Source organism: Amycolatopsis sp. NPDC051071 (assembly GCF_040682875.1).
Lineage (GTDB): Bacteria > Actinomycetota > Actinomycetes > Mycobacteriales > Pseudonocardiaceae > Amycolatopsis.
This window is the reverse complement of record NZ_JBFBBY010000160.1, coordinates 1-16,254: the sequence shown is the minus strand read 5'-3', so window position 1 is coordinate 16,254 and position 16,254 is coordinate 1. Positions and strand designations below refer to the sequence as shown.

Annotated in this window: 17 protein-coding genes; 7 read left to right on the top strand and 10 right to left on the bottom strand. The window is 68.9% G+C overall.

Features of this window, described 5'->3' with window-relative positions; all coding sequences use genetic code 11:
* Positions 1-246: 246 nt before the first annotated feature.
* Positions 247-1,296, top strand: a complete 1,050-nt coding sequence (gene add / locus AB0M65_RS33750; RefSeq protein WP_364036991.1) for an adenosine deaminase — start codon at positions 247-249, stop codon at positions 1,294-1,296.
* A gap of 381 nt (positions 1,297-1,677) precedes the next feature.
* Positions 1,678-2,238: a GNAT family protein gene (locus AB0M65_RS33745; protein ID WP_364036988.1), complete on the top strand. Its 561-nt coding sequence runs from the start codon at positions 1,678-1,680 to the stop codon at positions 2,236-2,238.
* Positions 2,239-2,362: 124 nt separating this feature from the next.
* Here AB0M65_RS33745 and AB0M65_RS33740 read toward each other — a convergent pair whose 3' ends face one another.
* Positions 2,363-2,938, bottom strand: coding sequence for a CGNR zinc finger domain-containing protein (locus AB0M65_RS33740; RefSeq protein WP_364036985.1), 576 nt, complete (start codon positions 2,936-2,938; stop codon positions 2,363-2,365).
* A gap of 81 nt (positions 2,939-3,019) precedes the next feature.
* On the opposite strand from AB0M65_RS33740, the gene AB0M65_RS33735 reads away from it, so the two are divergent.
* Together AB0M65_RS33735 and AB0M65_RS33730 are read left to right on the top strand one after the other, a co-directional pair.
* Complete coding sequence (locus AB0M65_RS33735; RefSeq protein WP_364036982.1) at positions 3,020-4,183, top strand: epoxide hydrolase; 1,164 nt, start codon at positions 3,020-3,022, stop codon at positions 4,181-4,183.
* A 33-nt stretch (positions 4,184-4,216) separates the two neighbouring features.
* The gene (locus AB0M65_RS33730) at positions 4,217-5,266 is read left to right on the top strand and encodes a quinone-dependent dihydroorotate dehydrogenase (RefSeq protein WP_364036979.1); all 1,050 of its coding nucleotides are present in this window, start codon (positions 4,217-4,219) and stop codon (positions 5,264-5,266) included.
* Here the strand turns inward: AB0M65_RS33730 and AB0M65_RS33725 are convergent.
* The 4 genes from AB0M65_RS33725 to AB0M65_RS33710 form a co-directional block, all read right to left on the bottom strand.
* Positions 5,226-6,860, bottom strand: a complete 1,635-nt coding sequence (locus AB0M65_RS33725; RefSeq protein WP_364036976.1) for an amidase family protein — start codon at positions 6,858-6,860, stop codon at positions 5,226-5,228. The genes AB0M65_RS33730 and AB0M65_RS33725 overlap by 41 nt on opposite strands.
* Positions 6,861-7,126: 266 nt before the next feature.
* A complete protein-coding gene (locus AB0M65_RS33720) occupies positions 7,127-8,116 on the bottom strand; it encodes a hypothetical protein (RefSeq protein WP_364036973.1) in 990 nt (329 codons plus the stop codon).
* A gap of 74 nt (positions 8,117-8,190) precedes the next feature.
* The gene (locus AB0M65_RS33715) at positions 8,191-9,033 is read right to left on the bottom strand and encodes a PspA/IM30 family protein (RefSeq protein ID WP_364036970.1); all 843 of its coding nucleotides are present in this window, start codon (positions 9,031-9,033) and stop codon (positions 8,191-8,193) included.
* 222 nt (positions 9,034-9,255) lie between these two features.
* On the bottom strand, positions 9,256-10,149 hold the full coding sequence (locus tag AB0M65_RS33710; RefSeq protein ID WP_364036967.1) for an RNA polymerase sigma-70 factor: 894 nt from the start codon (positions 10,147-10,149) through the stop codon (positions 9,256-9,258).
* A 169-nt stretch (positions 10,150-10,318) separates the two neighbouring features.
* Between AB0M65_RS33710 and AB0M65_RS33705 the strand changes: the two genes are divergently transcribed.
* Positions 10,319-10,801, top strand: coding sequence for a carboxymuconolactone decarboxylase family protein (locus tag AB0M65_RS33705; RefSeq protein ID WP_364036964.1), 483 nt, complete (start codon positions 10,319-10,321; stop codon positions 10,799-10,801).
* A gap of 57 nt (positions 10,802-10,858) precedes the next feature.
* Here the strand turns inward: AB0M65_RS33705 and AB0M65_RS33700 are convergent, their stop codons facing one another.
* From AB0M65_RS33700 to rimO, 4 genes are all read right to left on the bottom strand, one after another.
* On the bottom strand, positions 10,859-11,308 hold the full coding sequence (locus AB0M65_RS33700) for a helix-turn-helix transcriptional regulator (protein ID WP_364036961.1): 450 nt from the start codon (positions 11,306-11,308) through the stop codon (positions 10,859-10,861).
* A 101-nt stretch (positions 11,309-11,409) separates the two neighbouring features.
* Positions 11,410-11,880: a CinA family protein gene (locus AB0M65_RS33695; protein ID WP_364036958.1), complete on the bottom strand. Its 471-nt coding sequence runs from the start codon at positions 11,878-11,880 to the stop codon at positions 11,410-11,412.
* A complete protein-coding gene (gene pgsA, locus AB0M65_RS33690; RefSeq protein ID WP_364036956.1) occupies positions 11,877-12,518 on the bottom strand; it encodes a CDP-diacylglycerol--glycerol-3-phosphate 3-phosphatidyltransferase in 642 nt (213 codons plus the stop codon). Before pgsA ends, AB0M65_RS33695 begins: the two co-directional genes overlap by 4 nt.
* Positions 12,515-13,963, bottom strand: a complete 1,449-nt coding sequence (gene rimO / locus AB0M65_RS33685) for a 30S ribosomal protein S12 methylthiotransferase RimO (protein ID WP_364036953.1) — start codon at positions 13,961-13,963, stop codon at positions 12,515-12,517. The genes pgsA and rimO overlap by 4 nt, the downstream gene beginning before the upstream one ends.
* A gap of 88 nt (positions 13,964-14,051) precedes the next feature.
* Here rimO and AB0M65_RS33680 point away from each other — a divergent pair, with 88 nt between their 5' ends.
* Positions 14,052-14,588 (top strand): amino-acid N-acetyltransferase, encoded by a 537-nt coding sequence (locus AB0M65_RS33680; RefSeq protein WP_364036994.1) that lies wholly within the window; start codon positions 14,052-14,054, stop codon positions 14,586-14,588.
* Positions 14,589-14,632: 44 nt separating this feature from the next.
* On the opposite strand, the gene AB0M65_RS33675 is transcribed toward AB0M65_RS33680, so the two are convergent.
* A complete protein-coding gene (locus AB0M65_RS33675; RefSeq protein ID WP_364036950.1) occupies positions 14,633-15,166 on the bottom strand; it encodes a CGNR zinc finger domain-containing protein in 534 nt (177 codons plus the stop codon).
* Between the two features lie 58 nt (positions 15,167-15,224).
* On the opposite strand from AB0M65_RS33675, the gene AB0M65_RS33670 reads away from it, so the two are divergent.
* The gene (locus AB0M65_RS33670) at positions 15,225-16,073 is read left to right on the top strand and encodes an alpha/beta hydrolase (protein WP_364036947.1); all 849 of its coding nucleotides are present in this window, start codon (positions 15,225-15,227) and stop codon (positions 16,071-16,073) included.
* The last annotated feature ends 181 nt before the right edge of the window (positions 16,074-16,254 follow it).

Here is a 16,254-nt window from a genome sequence, read left to right as displayed (position 1 = left end):
CGGCGGGCCCGAGGTCGGCGTCGGCCGCGCGCAGTTCGTGCCGTTCTTCACGAGCGCCCACGCCGCCAGGGGCCGCCTGGGCGCGAAGACCGCGAACGAGATTTGCCAGACACGCCCTAGACTGGCCTCGTGACGCTGTTCAAGCTCCCGCTCTACGGGGCCGACACCGAACGCGGCGACCTCGCTCCCTGAGTCGTCCGCTCTCCCCGCACGTCACCCTTCACTTCTTCGCCAGGGAGCTTTGTCATGCCCGGAATCCTCACGGGTGAGGCGCTGCGCGCGTTCGTGCACGCCCTGCCCAAGGTCGAACTGCACGTCCACCTGGTCGGCTCGGCGAGCCTGCCGACGGTGCTGGAACTGGCCCGCCGACGCCCGGCCGCGGGCGTGCCGACCGAGCCCGAAGCGCTCGCCGAGTTCTTCACCTTCCGTGACTTCCCGCATTTCCTGCGCAACTACCTGGCGGTGACGTCACTGGTGCGCGACGCCCGCGACATCCACACCCTCGTCACCGGGCTGGCGGCCGACCTCGCCGCGCAGAACGCGCGCTACGCCGAGGTGACCGTGACGCCGTACAACCACGTCCTGGACGGCATGTCCTCCGATGCCCTCCTCACCGGTCTCACCACCGGGCGTGCCGAAGCAATGGCCGGGCACGGCGTCGAACTGGCGTGGTGCTTCGACATTCCCGGCGAGAAAGGGATCGTCGCGGGCCGCGAAACGGCCGTGTTCGCGCTCCGCGAACGCCCGGAGGGACTGGTGTCGTTCGGGCTCGGCGGGCCCGAGGTCGGCGTCGGCCGCGCGCAGTTCGTGCCGTTCTTCACGAGCGCCCGGGAGGCAGGGCTGCACAGCGTCCCGCACGCGGGCGAGACCACCGGCCCGGCCACCGTCTGGTCGGCGATACACGACCTGGGCGCCGAACGGATCGGCCACGGCGTCGGCGCGTACACCGATCCGGCCTTACTGGAGTACCTAGCCGTACAACGAATCCCGCTGGAGGTCTGCCCGACCTCGAATGTCCGGACAGGACAGTTTCCCTCGATCGAGGCACATCCGGTGCGACGGCTCCTCGACCACGGAGTGGTGGTCACGCTCAACACCGACGACCCGCCGATGTTCGGTGCCACCCTCGACGGCGAGTACCTGGCCGTCGCCGAAACATTGGGCCTGAACGCGACCGAAATCGCCCGGTTCGCGAAGAACGCCGTCGAGGCGTCTTTTCTGCCGTCGGCGGACAAGAGCGTCCTGCTGACGGAGATCGAAGAAATCTTGTTGCAGGACGCCGAACCCCTCGCATAGCGTGGCGGTACACGAGAGAGGAGGTGGTCCAAAGTTGTATAGCAACAGGACTCGTGAGGTGACTGTCCGCTAGCGGACGGCACGCGTAGGACTCATCGGCAGCGATACAACGCAAGTTGGAGCCACCTTCGGCTCGTCATCGCCTGCTTCGCGTGGTGCCTGATAGCAAATACCAGGCAGTCACCGGGCCCCCGAGGTTCCCGAGCACCGGTCCGGCTCGGGCCCGGACGCCGTCACCGGCGTCCGGGAGTCACCTCGGGGTTCCCCTATTTCCGGGCCATTCCTCCCTTTGCGCGGCCGAAAAGACCGCCCGGCGAGCCGGAGACCCCATCCGCCGCTGTTCCACTGCCAGGAACCCCGCCGACTGGATAACCTGACGCCATGTTGAGGCCCGACTTCCCGATCACCACCCCGCGCCTGACCCTCCGCGCCTTCACCGCGGATGATCTCGACGAACTCAACTCCTTCCAGTCCCGCGCCGACGTCGCCCGGTATCTGTACTGGAGCCCGCGCAGCCGGGCCGAATCCGCCGCCGCACTCGCGAAACGGGTGCACAGCAGCACTCTGTCCCAAGAAGGCCAGTTCCTGGCCATCGCCGTGGAGCTGACCGGGACCGGGCAGCTGATCGGCGACCTGAACCTCGAATACCTCAGCAGTGAACACCGCCAGGGCGAGATCGGGTTCGTGTTCCATCCCGATCACCATGGCAAGGGGTTCGCCGCGGAGGCCGCCGTCGAACTGCTGCGGCTCGGCTTCGAAGACCTCGGCCTGCACCGGATCATCGGCCGTTGCGACGGCCGCAACACGGCGTCGTCCGCGCTGATGGAACGCCTCGGGATGCGCAAGGAAGCGCATCTGCGGGAGAACGAGATCGTGAAGGGCGAGTGGTGTGACGAACTCGTCTTCGCGATGCTCGAAGACGAATGGAAGGCGAGCCGCTAGCCGCGGTCGCTCCGCCGAGCTGGCACGCGGTAGGTGACAGTTCCTGTCACCCCGGAGCCGGAGGGGCGCCTGAGCCGCCGACCGCAGCACGCACGAACACAACGCGGCTGCGTCGAGGTGACGGTCACTCCCCTGAACTGGGGTTTTTGCGTTGCCCCGCCTTGAAACGCGCCTTCTTCTCACGGTTCCCGCACGTGTTCATGTCACACCATCTGCGGGTGCGGCTTTGGCTGGTGTCGAAGAAGGCGGCTTGACAGGTCGGTGATGCGCACAAGGCCAATTTTCCGTCTCGTTCGCCCGCGATGATGCTGATCGCGTCGGCGGCGATCACGCTGAGGGCGTCCTCCACGCGGGAAGCCGGGTTGAGCCGCCATTGCCGCTCACCCTCGGGCGTCAGGATCGCTGCGGCCCGGCCCTGAACGCTGCGGTCATTGATGACTTGGACAGCGGACGCGGGGAGAGCGTCCCCGATCGCGGCCGCTGTCGCGGCGGCGTGAATCGACTCCCTCAGCTCCCGGGCGAGGTCGAGCTGGGCGGGGGTGCAGGAGTCCACGGCGAGGCCGTACACCGCCAGCCAGTCGACGAGCCGGTGCGGTGCGGGAATGCGCTCCACAGGGTCGCCATGACGCTCCGTCAAAGTCGCCGTGAAGCTGGTCGCCAGCACGTTACCGAGGCGGAAGTCAGGCAACCCAGCAGGCATGGAACCACCTTAGCCGGTTGCACGCCGGCCTGAAAACCTGTTAGAACCATCTTAGCCGGTTCGCGATCATCAGGAGGTCCCATGCCCAGCGACGTACAAGCCTTCGAAGCCCACGCGACTGACGCCGACCTCGACGATCTGCGTGCGAGATTGGCCGCGGCGCGGCTACCGGAGGCCGAGACGGTCTATGGCGCCTCGCCCGGCCCTCGCCGCTGGGAGCAGGGCGTTCCGCTCGCCGACCTCGTCGAGGTCGTGCACTACTGGCGTACGGGGTACGACTGGCGGGCGTTCGAAGCGCGCCTTGCCGGGATCGGCCAGTTCCGCACGACCATCGACGGCCTGGGAATCCACTTCCTGCATCGCCGATCCACGCGTGCGGAGGCCACACCTCTGATCCTGACGCACGGCTGGCCGGGCAGTATCGCCGAGTTCATCGATGTGGTGGACGAGCTGGCGGATCCGAAAGACACGGACACGCCGGCGTTCCACGTCGTGGTCCCGTCGCTTCCGGGCTTCGGTTACAGCGACAAACCGGACACCACCGGGTGGGGAACCGAAAAGATCGCGGCCGCGTGGGTGGAACTGATGGGAAGGCTCGGCTACCGCAGGTTCTTGGCCCACGGCGGCGACTGGGGTGGCAATATCACCACGGTTCTCGGCGGCAGGTTCCCGGAGCATGTTCTCGGCATCCACACCACGTTCGCGGAGGGACCGCCCGGGTTGACGACGGACGGGCTGACGGCGGCCGAACGCGAGTGGACCGAGGAAACCCACGATTTCTGGCACCACCGCGCGGCGTACGCGAAGCAGCAGGCGACCCGGCCGCAGACCATCGGCTACTCGCTCGTCGACTCGCCGGTCGGGCTGCTCGCCTGGATCCTCGACAAGTTCGCCGAGTGGTCGGATACCGAAGACAGCCCGTTCGAGACCATTTCCAGGGACCGGATTCTCGACGACGTCACCCTGTACTGGCTGACGCGGACCGGCGCGTCGGCGGCCCGCATTTACTACGAAAGCCACAACTCGCTCGATCCCGAACTCCGGGTCGACGTCCCGTCTGCGATCACCATGTATCCCCGCGACATCGAGAAGTATCCGCGTGCGTGGGCACAGGAGCGGTACCGGCAGATCGTCCGATGGCGGTCGCCCGAAGCAGGGGGGCATTTCCCGTCACTGGAGGTTCCCGAGTATTTCGTCAAAGATCTGCGAGAGGGCCTCACGGCGGTGCTGGCCACTCACCGGTGAACGCGGCTGGATCCCACCAGGCATGATGGGCGCGTGTTCTTCGACAAGATCGTCCGCCCCACGCTGTACCGGGTCTCCGGCGGCGACCCCGAAACCGTGCACGAACGCACCATCGCCTCGCTCGCGAAGCTGAGCCGGTTCGCCCCCGCGCTCGGCGCGCTCGGCCGCGTCTACCGGACGGACGATCCGGTCACCTTCCTCGGTCTCCGCTTCCCGAACCGGGTCGGCCTCGCCGCCGGGATGGACAAGAACGGGCGCGCACCGCACGCGTGGCCCGCGCTCGGTTTCGGGTTCGTCGAGGTCGGCACGGTCACCCGGCATCCCCAGCCGGGCAACGACAAGCCGCGGTTGTTCACCCTCGCCGAGACCGACGCGGTGATCAACCGGATGGGCTTCAACAACGAAGGCGCCGAAGCGCTCGCCACCCGGCTCGCCGCGGGCGGGAAACCGCCGGTGCCGCTCGGCGTCAGCATCGGCAAGTCCAAGGTGACGCCGCTGGACGAGGCCGTCGAGGACTACCGGTTCTCCTTGCGGGCGCTGTACCCGTACGCCGACTACTTCGCGATCAACGTCAGTTCGCCGAACACGCCAGGACTGCGGGCACTGCAGGACAAAACCGCGCTGGCCGAACTGCTCGGCGAACTCCGGAAGACCTCCACCGAACTCGCGGGTGACGCCAAGCCGACGCCGGTGCTGGTGAAGGTCGCCCCCGACCTCACCGGCGAAGCGCTCGCGGAACTGCTGGAGGTCTGCCTCGAACACGGCGTCGCCGGGCTGATCGCGACCAACACGACCCTGTCCCGCGAGGGGATCGCCCCGGCCGAAGCCGCCGTCGGCGAGCAGGCGGGCGGGCTTTCCGGTCGCCCGCTGACCGCGCGGTCGGTCGAAGTGGTGCGGTTCGTGCATGACGAGACCGGCGGCAAGCTGCCGATCATCGGCGTCGGCGGGATCTTCGACGCCGGCGCCGCCGCACGGATGCTCGACGCCGGCGCCGGTCTCGTCCAGCTCTACACCGGTTTCGCCCTGCACGGTCCCGGTCTGGTCAAGCGGGTCGCCCGAGGTCTCGCGGCCCGGCCGTACTGACGAACCTCAGGTAGGCACGCCAGCACTGGTACCGCGTCAGCTCGGTCGCCGTCGCGGTGGCCGCCTGGTCACAAAGCACGGCCAGGGGTGTCTCCCCGTTGTCAAGGCGGATCCTCCCGAGCACGAACGGGGCGGGCAGGGTGGCCGCGAAAGCGCCGAGAGCGGCCGGTGAAAGCCGCCAGCGTTCACCGGAGAGCATGGTGTGCTCGCCCATGGCGCTCGCCGGTACCACCCCCGGCTGCGGCGGTTCGGTCGGCAGCAACAGCATCCGGTAGCCCTCGCCCGTCTGGACCGGCCCGGTGAACCGGGCCCCGGCGGTGACCAGCCGCTCGTTCAGCGGCTGCCCACGCAGATGCGCGCCGAACACCACGAGGTCCGCACCCGGTGCGGGATAAGGAAGATCGGCCTGCTCATCGGTGAGCACCGCGGCGAGGTCGATGGCGACCTGGTCGTCGAACGGCCGCACCACCACCGAAACCCCGTACGGCCCGAGATCCGACGTCGACGACGGCACCGTGATCGCGGCGAGGTCGAGCAGGTTGACGAACGCCGTGAACGTCTCCAGCCGCCTGGCGACGCCGTCCGGATCGGACAGCGCCTCGGCCAGCTCCGGATGATCGGCGACCGTCGGCAGGACGAGGGCGTCGTAGTCGGAAAGCAGGCGCAGCGCGAGCATTCCGGCTTCGGCGACCCGCTGCCTGTCGGCGGTGAAACCGTCGTCGTGGATCAGATCGCCCATCGACAGCAGCGCGGACACCTCCACCGTCCGCACCACGGCCCCGGACGCGCGCAGCGCCGACACCGCGCCGAGGAAGGCGGACCGGGAAGGAAGCGAAAGCGCGGTGAGCGTGTCGGAGCCAGGGATCGCGACCCGTGGCCGGTCCCCGGCGGCGAGCCGGACGTCAGGGGGCCAGTCACGCGCGAGCGGGTCGACCCCGTCGGGTCCGGTCATCAGGCCCAGCGCCCGCTGGCCCAGCGTCAGGCTGCGGGCGAACAAGGCGACGCCACCACACGGGGCGGCCCCCGTCTTCGGCACCAGGCCCAGTGTCGGCTTCATCCCGACGATCCCGTTGAGTGAGGCAGGCACGCGGCCCGCACCCCCGGTGTCCGTGCCGACCGCCAGATCGACGAGGCCCAGCGCGACGGCCACGGCCGCCCCGCTGCTCGCGCTCCCGGAGACCCGGGCGGTGTTCAGCGCGGCGCTCACCGCGCCGTACGGGCTGTGGGTGTTTTCGAGATCGCTGCCGTACCGGTCGCAGTTGGTCTTGCCGACCACCACCGCGCCGGCGGCGGCCAGCCGGGACACCGCGGGGGCGTCACTACAGCAGACTTCCTCGCCGGCCGTGGGAAGACCGGCGACATCGAGGACGTCGGCGACCGCCACCAGGGTTCCGGCGAGCGGAAGATCCGTTCCGGCGCGGACGCGTTCGTCGACCGCTTTCGCGTCGACCAGCACGTCTTCCAAGGCGCGGAGGATGATCCAGACATCGGGCCGGTCGACCTCGGAAATCCGGTCGTAGGCGGCTTTGACGCGTTGGTAGGAGCTGGGAGGCGGGGCCGGGATCGACTCTGGTTCCGGGATGAGTGTCGTCACTGGGCGTCCTTTCCTCGGCGGGGACGAGAAAGACCACTGCGCGAGATCCACTGTGTCCGGTCCGCCACCCTGGGACGCCCGCTCACGCGGGCTGGGTTCAGGCCCGAGCCGGGAAAAGCACTACGTGCATGAGACAAACGTTAGGCATCGCGAGGTGCCGTAACCAGCGGTTTCGGGTTACGCGAACGTTTCGGTATCGCACAGTGAGCAAGTCGTTACGCACTGGAGTATTAGCGACGACGAATGGGACGATGGTCCAGGAATACTCAGGAGAGCTCGCGCAGGGCCATGGCCAGTCCGGCGAGCTTGTCGGTCGCGTCGGACAGCGACTCCTTGGACGACGTCATCCCGTCCGAGCTCGCGGCGACGGTGTGCCCGGCGGCCGCGACGAGACCGCCGTAGCCGTCGACGCCGTCGTCGAGCTGCTCGCGCAGCTGCGTGATGGCGGCGTCGAGCGCGCCCCGTTCCCGCTCGGGTGCGGAGTCACGGCCGCGTTCGATGGCCTGGATCCGGCCTGCCAGCCCGCGCAGCGCCTGTGCCGCCTCCGCGGCGGTGGTCCGGGCGTCCGCGACGGCGATCTCCGACACGGGCATGGTGCCGAGCGACGTCGGCTGCGAAAGCTGGTGAAGCAGCTCCGCCAGCGAAGCCTCGCTCTCGACGAGACGCTCCATCGGCGCCCGCGCGACGGACCGCGCCGAAGGCAGCGGCGGCGGGGCGGCGGGCGCGGCAGGCAGCACGGTGCGGTTGAGGCCCCGCAGCCGCAGGCCTGAACGGACGCCGAAAGTGCCGAAGACGATGGTGAACGCACTGGCCGCGATGGCCTGGAAGACTTCGGCCTGGCCGTCCTTCAGCAGGCCGGTGCCCGCGACGACGGCGAAAAGCCCGCAAAGGATGGTGAGGAGGATCCAGAAGGTCATCGCCCGGGACGTCCGGCGTTTGCGGCGCTCCAGTTTCGCGGCCGGCTCGTTCCAGCGGGCCCATTTCGCCTTCGCCTCGGCCACCACCGGGATCTGGCCGGTCGTCATCGACGTCAGTTGCTGCGAGATCTTCGGCATGGCGGGCATCTGCGGCATTTGCGGACGCGGCCGCGGTGGCCGGGGCGCGGCCGGGGTGGCGGGCCGGGAGCCCTGCTCGGAGGGTGGGATGTAGCGCTGAAGCTTCTCCTGCGCCTTCTGGGCGTAGTCGGGCAGCTTCTCGATGTGCTTCTCCAGCTTGGCGGTGAACTCCCCGAAGTCCTTGCGCCTGCCCTGGCCCATTGCCCTCGCCCCTCAGTCGGATGAGACCGGTCCCGCGCCCGCGCGGGGGCGCGGGACCGGCTCTAGGTGGTGTGTCAGGCGGGGTTCTTGCCCTGTTCGGCCTGAACCCGAGCCTGGATCTCACGCTGGATGTCCGCGCCGCCGGACGCCTTCGGCGCGGCGGCGGTCTTGCCGTCGGTCACCTGCGCGACGGAGTCACCCTTCATGGAAGCGCGAATCTGCTCCAAACGCGAGTGTCCCGCGAGCTGCGTCGTCGACGCCTGGACTTCCATCATCCGGCCCTGTACGGAGTTCTGTGCGAGTTCGGCCGAGCCGAGCGCCGTGGTGTAGCGCTTCTCGATCTTGTCGCGAACGTCTTCCAGTGACGGGGTGTTGCCCGGCGCGGCCAGCTGGCTCATCTGGTTCAGCGAAGCGGAGACCTGCTCCTGCATCTTCGCCTGCTCCAGCTGCGAGAGCAGCTTGGTGCGCTCGGCCAGCTTCTGCTGCAACATGGTCGCGTTGCGCTCGACGGCCTTCTTCGCCTGCGCGGCCGCCTGAAGCGACTGATCGTGCAGGGTCTTCAGGTCCTCGATGCTCTGCTCGGCGGTGACGAGCTGCGCGGCGAAGCTTTCCGCCGCGTTCTCGAACTCGGTCGCCTTCTGCTCGTCGCCCTTGGCGCGCGCCTCGTCGGCGAGCACCAGCGCCTGGCGGGTCGAAGCCTGCAGCTTCTCCACGTCGCCGAGCTGGCGGTTCAGCTTCATCTCCAGCTGCCGCTGATTACCGATCACCGAGGCGGCCTGCTGGGTCAGCGCCTGGTGGTTGCGCTGTGCCTCCTCGATGGCCTGCTGGATCTGTACCTTCGGGTCGGCGTGCTCGTCGATCTTCGACGAGAACGCCGCCATCATGTACTTCCAGAACTTCACGAACGGGTTGGCCATCTCCTCCGCCTGCCTTCTCGCATCCCACGGGCTGTTACCTCGAGGTGGGGCGTCCCCTCTGTGATGTTGCAACGTCCCGACCCCGGCGTTGAGTTCCATCGTGTCAGGTCGGCGTCCCGCGTTCCAGGCGACCCCGACGGAATTCAGGGATCCCCCTGACTGTGATGTCCGCGACCTTTCGGGTTCGCCGGCCGGTGACCCAGGGTGAAGACGGGCCGGAACTCAGCGGCGCAAAGGGGTCGTCCGCTCCATCCGCGAGAGCTTCTCAGGGTTGCGCACGGCGTAGAGCCCGGTGATGAGGCCATTTTCGACACGCAGCGCCACGACGGTGTCGACCTCTCCGCCGAGCCAGAGGATCAGCGCGGGGTGGCCGTTGACCTGCGCCGGGCGCAGTGTCGCCGCCTCGTCCTGGATCGGACGGCTCGCGGCCAGCAGCGGGGCGACCAGGGCGGCCCCCACCACGGGTTCCAGCGCGGCCTGCGCCACTCCGCCGCCGTCGCCGAGGAAGACGACGTCCGGCGCGAGGACGTCGAGCAGTCCCTGCAGGTCACCCGTTCGGACGGCACGGTGGAACGCGTCGAGCACGCCCCGGCTCTCGGCGGGGGAAGTGGCACCGCGCGGACGGCGAGCGGCGACATGCGCCCTGGCCCGATGGGCGATCTGGTGGACGGCGGCCGGGGTCTTGCCGACGGCTTCGGCGATCTCGCCGTAGGCCACGTCGAACACCTCACGCAGCACGAACACCACCCGTTCGGTCGGCGCGAGGGTCTCCAGCACCAGCAGCATCGCCATCGAAACGCTGTCGGCCAGTTCGACGTCCTCGGCCACGTCGGGCGTGGTGAGCAGCGGTTCGGGCAGCCAAGGGCCGACGTAGGACTCCTTGCGGCGGCCGAGGGTGCGCAGCCTGCCGAGTGCCTGCCGGGTCGTGATCCGGACCAGGTAGGCGCGCTGGTTCTCCACGACGGAGAGATCGACACCCGCCCAGCGCAGCCAGGTCTCCTGAAGCACGTCCTCCGCGTCGGCGGCCGACCCGAGCATCTCGTAGGCGACGGTGAACAGCAGATTGCGGTGGGCGACGAACGCCTCGGTGGCGGGGTCCCTGCTCTCGTCGGGCATGGGCTCCTCTTCCTTCTCGGACGTGTCTCTCACCAGACACCGGTCCCCGCCGGTTCCTGACACCTCGCGGGCATGGCGTACGTCACGTTCCCGTGGTGTCAGCGAGGCCGGACCGGCGGCGTCTGGTGGTCGTTCGGTTCTGCCCACGATCATGAATGAGGACGAAGTCATGGATGCCCGATTCGATCTGAACAGCAACGACCTCGGCGCCAAGATCGGCAAGCGGTTCGCCAACGTCAGCTTGGCCATCAAGGGGTCGGCCCTGCCGAAGGTCACCCAGGAACTGGTGTCGCTGCGCGCGAGCCAGCTCAACGGCTGCGGTTTCTGCGTCGACGCGCACGCCAAGGACCTGGCGGTCGCCGGCGAACCCGCGGTCCGGGTCAACCTGGTGGCCGCGTGGCGCGAGTCCACCGTGTTCACCGAGGCCGAGCGCGCCGCACTGGCACTCGCCGAGGAGGGCAGCCGGCTCGCCGACGCGCATCAGGGTGTCTCGGACGAGACCTGGTCGCGGGTGCGCGAACACTACGACGACGACCAGATCGCCGCGCTGATCTACCTGGTCGCCATGATCAACGCCGCCAACCGGCTGCTCGTGATCACGCACACCAAGGGCGGTTCCTACCAGGCAGGCACGTTCGACAGCGCGAGCTGACCCGGGAAACGCGAGAGGCCCCAGGCAGTCCGCCTGGGGCCTCTCGCGTCACGGCTACTAGGCGGCGACCATCTTCGGTGCGGAAATCGTCGTCCGCAGCGTCGGACTCATCCGCGGTGGCGGCGAAATCCGCAGATCGGCCAGGTCGTTGCCGATCAGCTCGGACACCAGGCGGCCTCCTTCGAGCCCGCCCGCCTCGCCGCTCTCGCGCTCGGGGGCCCGCCGCTTCCCGGCCTCGACCTTCTCGTCCACCGGGGCGACCTCGACGTTGTCGATCGCCGAGACGTCGGCGGCGACCTTGTGCAGGAGTTCACCCAGCGGAAGTTCCAGGGCCTCGCAAATGGACGCCAGCAGCTCGCTGGACGCCTCCTTCTGCCCCCGCTCGACCTCGGACAGGTAACCGAGGCTCACCCTGGCGGCACGGGAGATGTCCCGCAGCGTTCGACGCTGGTTCGTGCGGGCGTGTCGGAGCCGGTCGCCGATCGCCTCGCGCAACAGCACGGTCATCACGCGCCTCCCTTCCAGGACTGACTGCCCCCTACGTTACCCAGAGCGGTGCCCCGGGCGCAGGTGTTGACACGGCAATACGCCAAGGGCGAACGCGGCGATCATCCGAGATGTTCCCCCAGCAGGGCGAACGCGCCGTCGACGGCGCCGCCCCTGACCGAGGCTCGATCACCGCTCAAGCGCAGCGTACGGACGGTGAGCACACCCGGCCCGGCGAGACCGACGTGGACGGTGCCGGGTGCGACGCCGTCCTGCCCCGCCGGCCCCGCGACACCGGTCAGGCCGAGGCCCCAGGTGGCGCCGCAGCGATCCATCGCGCCGGTGGCCAATTGCGCCGCGACCTCGGGATGCACGGCACCGTGGGTGGCGAGGAGGTCTTCGTCGACTCCGGCGAGCGAGGCCTTCAGATCGGTGGCGTAGACGATCAGGCCGCCGCGGAGAACAGCACTCGATCCAGGGACCTCGGCCAGCGTCGCGCAGACCAGTCCGGCGGTGAGCGACTCGGCGGTCGCCACCGTCTCCCCTCGCTCTATCAGGTGAGTGACCAACATCTCACCTTCCGTGATGGTCATGCGCCCGCCGCGCGCCGTCCGGCGGCCCTCAGCCGCACCGCGCGCACGACATAGTCGAGCCCGGTGACGACGGTCAGCACCAACGCGAGCCCCATCAGCACCCACCGGACCGGCTCGGCGGCCTCCGGCAGGGGCAGCAGGTACGCGGTGATGGCCGCGACCTGGGTGAGGGTCTTCGCCTTGCCGCCCCGGCTGGCGGGGATGACGCCGTGCCGGATCACCCAGAACCGCAGCAACGTCACGCCGATCTCCCGGATCGCGATGACGATGGTCACCCACCAGCCCAGTTCGCCGAGCACACTCAGCCCGACCAGCGCGGCACCGATCAGCGTCTTGTCCGCGATCGGGTCGGCGATCTTGCCGAAGTCGGTGATCAGCCCGTACTTGCGCGCGACCCAGCCGTCGACCTGATCGGTGAACGACGCGATCGCGAAGAGCGCGGTGGCGATCGCGCGCCAGAACGTGTCCGACCCGTCGCCGGCGAACAACGCCATGATGAACAGCGGCACCAGTACCAGCCGCGACATCGTGAGCAGGTTCGCGATGTTCAGGGTCGGGACCGGGGTGGCGTCGGGGACCCTGGCCGGCTCACCACCCGTGCCCTCATCCGCGCCGGCGTCACTCGGGGCGGCATTCACCGGTCGGCCTCGGGCGGCGCGGGCCGCACGATCAGGTCGACACCCTCGGAGTCGACGACCTCGCAGCGCACGAAGTCGCCGACGGACAGTGCGGGCAGGTCGTCCGTCTCGATCAGGACGCATTCGCCGTCGACCTCGGGGGCCTGGTGCGCGGCGCGGCCGATCGGGTCCTCGCCCTCTTCGACCTGCTCGATCAGCACCTCGACGAAGTCACCGATGCGATCTTCGGCACGCTGCGACGTCAGCTCCTCGACCAGCGCGGAGATCCGCGAGACCCGTTCGTTGACCACGGACTCGTCGAGTTTGCCGTCGAAGGTCTCGGCTTCGGTGCCGTCCTCGTCCGAGTAGCCGAAGACGCCGACCGCGTCCAGCCTCGCGCCGGTCAGGAAGCGCTCCAGCTCGGCGACGTCTTCCTCGGTCTCGCCGGGGAACCCGACGATGACGTTGGTGCGGATGCCCGCGTTCGGCGAGTACTCGCGGATCTGGTCGGTCAGCGCGAGGAACGAGTCCGTCGAACCGAAGCGGCGCATGCGGCGCAGCACGGTCTCGCTGGAGTGCTGGAAGGACAGGTCGAAGTAGTCGGCGACACCCGGCGTCGTCGCGATGGCCTTGACCAGGCCGGGGCGTGTCTCGGCGGGCTGCAGGTAGGAGACGCGGACGCGCTCGATGCCGGGCACCTCCGCCAGTCGCGGTACCAGCAGTTCCAGCGCGCGAGCGCCGTCGCGGCCGAAGTCCTTGCCGTAGGAGGTGGAGTTCTCCGAGACGAGGAAGACCTCCTTGACGCCGTTCTCCGCGAGCCACATCGCCTCGGCGACGATCTCGTCCGGTTGCCGGGACACGAACGAACCCCGGAACGACGGGATCGCGCAGAACGAGCAGCGGCGGTCGCAGCCGGAGGCGATCTTCAGCGCGGCCACCGGGGAGGTGTCGAGCCGGGTCCGCAGCACACGCGGGCCCCAGCCGCGCTGCGCGTGCCCGGGCACCTCGACCGATTCGGCGGCCGTCGGGCGCTGGACCGGGCTGATCGGCAGCAGTTTGCGGCGGTCGGACGGGGTGTGGGACTCGACCTTGCGGCCCGCGACGACGTCGTCGAGACGCGCGGCGAGGTCGGCGTAGTGGTCGAAACCCAATACCGCGTCGGCCTCGGGCAGGCTCTCGGCCAGCTCGTTGCCGTAGCGCTCGGCCATGCAGCCGACGGCGACGACCTTCTTGCCGGTGTCGGACGCGGCGAGCAGGGTGTCGACCGAATCCTTCTTGGCGGATTCGACGAAGCCGCAGGTGTTGACGACGACGACGTCGGAGTCCTCGGGCTCGGCGGCGAGCTCCCAGCCGCCCGCCGCCAGCCGTCCGGCGAGTTCCTCGGAATCGACCTCGTTGCGGGCGCAACCGAGGGTCAGCAAGGATACGCGACGGGTGGCGACAGGATCAGTGGTGGGAGAAGACACGTGCCTTAGGGTAGCTGGCCTGCTCCCGGGGTCGGCGATCGCTTGCTCGGGCGAGCCGTCGGCCGATCATGGCTTCATGGATGGCTTAATGGTGGATGTGCTGTCAGACCCCCTCGAACCGCTCCTGCGCGGCCGCCCGATCGTTCGCCGGGCGCGGATCGCGGACGTCCGCAAGATCAAGGCACTGGTCGACTCCGACGCGGGGACCGTGCTGCTGGAGAAGGAGCTCGTCACCCTCTACGAGAGCGTCCAGGAGTTCTGGGTCGTCGAAGACGGGGACGACATCCTCGGCTGCGGTGCCCTCCACGTGCTGTGGGAGGACATCGGTGAGCTGCGGACCATCGCGGTCGACAAGACCAGCCGGGGCCGCGGCATCGGGCACGCGCTGGTGGGGCAGCTGATCGACTTCGCGCGCGAGATCGGGCTGAAGCGGCTGTTCGTGCTGACCTTCGAGACCCATTTCTTCTCCGGGCACGGCTTCGTCGAGATCGACGGGACGCCGGTGACGCAGGAGGTCTACGAAGAGATGCGGCGCTCGGCGGATCCGGGGGTCGCCGAGTTCCTCGACCTGCCGTATGTGAAGCCCAACACCCTGGGCAACAGCCGGATGCTGCTCGAGTTGTAGCAGTCAGGCGCGGCCTGCCCGTTGAGGGCGGCGGCGGGTCCGGGTCAGCCTTTTTTCGCGTGGCGGGCGACCCGGACACGGTTGCCGCACAGCGACGGGGTGCACCAGACACGCCTGCTGTTGGCCGCCACGAACAGCATCGAGCAGTCGTGCGCGCCGCAGCGCCTCAGCAGCGCGGCACGCGGCCCGGACACGAGGTCGATCGCGGCCACCGCGACGGCGGCGAGAGCGATCTCGCCGCCGTCCTCGCCGTGCCAGTCCGTCTCGATGCCCTCCGCGGTGAGCCGAGGGCTGGTCGGGACGGCGGCCGCCGCGGCGTTGACCCGCTCGACCGCCCACGTCTCGGGCTCACGCGCGGCCACGGCCGCCTCGAACACCTCACGCACGGCCGAACGCAGCCGCCTCGTCCGCTCGGGCGAAGGCGGCCGCGTGCCTTCGGGCAGCCGAGACGCCTGCGCCACCCAGAACCGGTCGTGCCCGTCGTCGAGCAGGTCGACCGGCGGCGACACGGCCAGCAGGACGGTGTCGGCGAGGTTCACCGCGAGGTCGTCTCCGGGAAGCGAGTCCAGATCGAGCATGCCTTGACACTATCATGTACTAATGGTTCCAGACAGTTTGAACCATTAGGGAGTGCTCATGGCGACGATCCGGCACCACACCATCCGACTCGGCGACGTCGACGTCTTCTATCGCGAGGCCGGCGATCCCGACGCGCCCGTCCTGCTGTTGCTGCACGGCTTCCCGACGTCGTCGCACCAGTTCGTCCGGCTGATGCGGCGTCTCGCCGGGAACTGGCGGCTCATCGCCCCGGACCTGCCCGGATTCGGGCAGACCGTCACACCCGAAGGTTTCGCATTCACTTTCGACCGGCTAAGCGAGGTGCTCGGTGACTTCGTCGACGCACTGGAACTACGGCGCTACGCGCTCTACGTCTTCGATTTCGGTGCCCCGGCGGGCCTGCGGCTGGCGGTCGCGCGGCCGTCCCAGATCACGGCGCTGATCACGCAGAACGGCAACGCCTACGTCGAAGGACTCGGCCCGGCAATGCCGGACTTCGCTTCCCTGACCGACGAAACCGAGGCCCGGCAAGGGTTCTCGGAAATCCTCGGGCTGGAGCAGATCAAGTGGCAGTACACCGAAGGCGCCCGCGATCCGGAGACGATCGATCCGTCGAACTACCTGCTGGACCGGTACTTCCTCGACCGTCCGGGGAGGGAAACGGCGATGCGGGATCTGTTGTGGGACTACCGGAACAACCCGCCCGTGTACCCGAAGTTCCAGGCGTGGCTTCGGGAAACGCAGCCGCCCGTACTCGCGGTGTGGGGGCGGAACGACCAGTTCTTCGTCCCGGCGGGCGCCGAAGCGTTCCGGAACGATGTTCCCTCGGCGGAGGTGCACTTCTTCGACACCGGGCATTTCGCGCTCGAGGAGGACGTCGAGCCGATCAGCGAACTGATCGACCGCTTCCTGGCCGCGCACCACTGAACTGCGGGTGCGTGAGTGCTTTGGGCTAGTGAGGGGCACGCCCGGGTGAGCGCGCCCCCAATGTGGCATTGGGGACGTTGGGTGTCCCCAATGCCACATTGGGGGCACGACACCTCACGGAAGTACATGAAGGCCCCCTTCCTTAGATCAGAACAGCACACCACAGAACTCCAGTCACCAA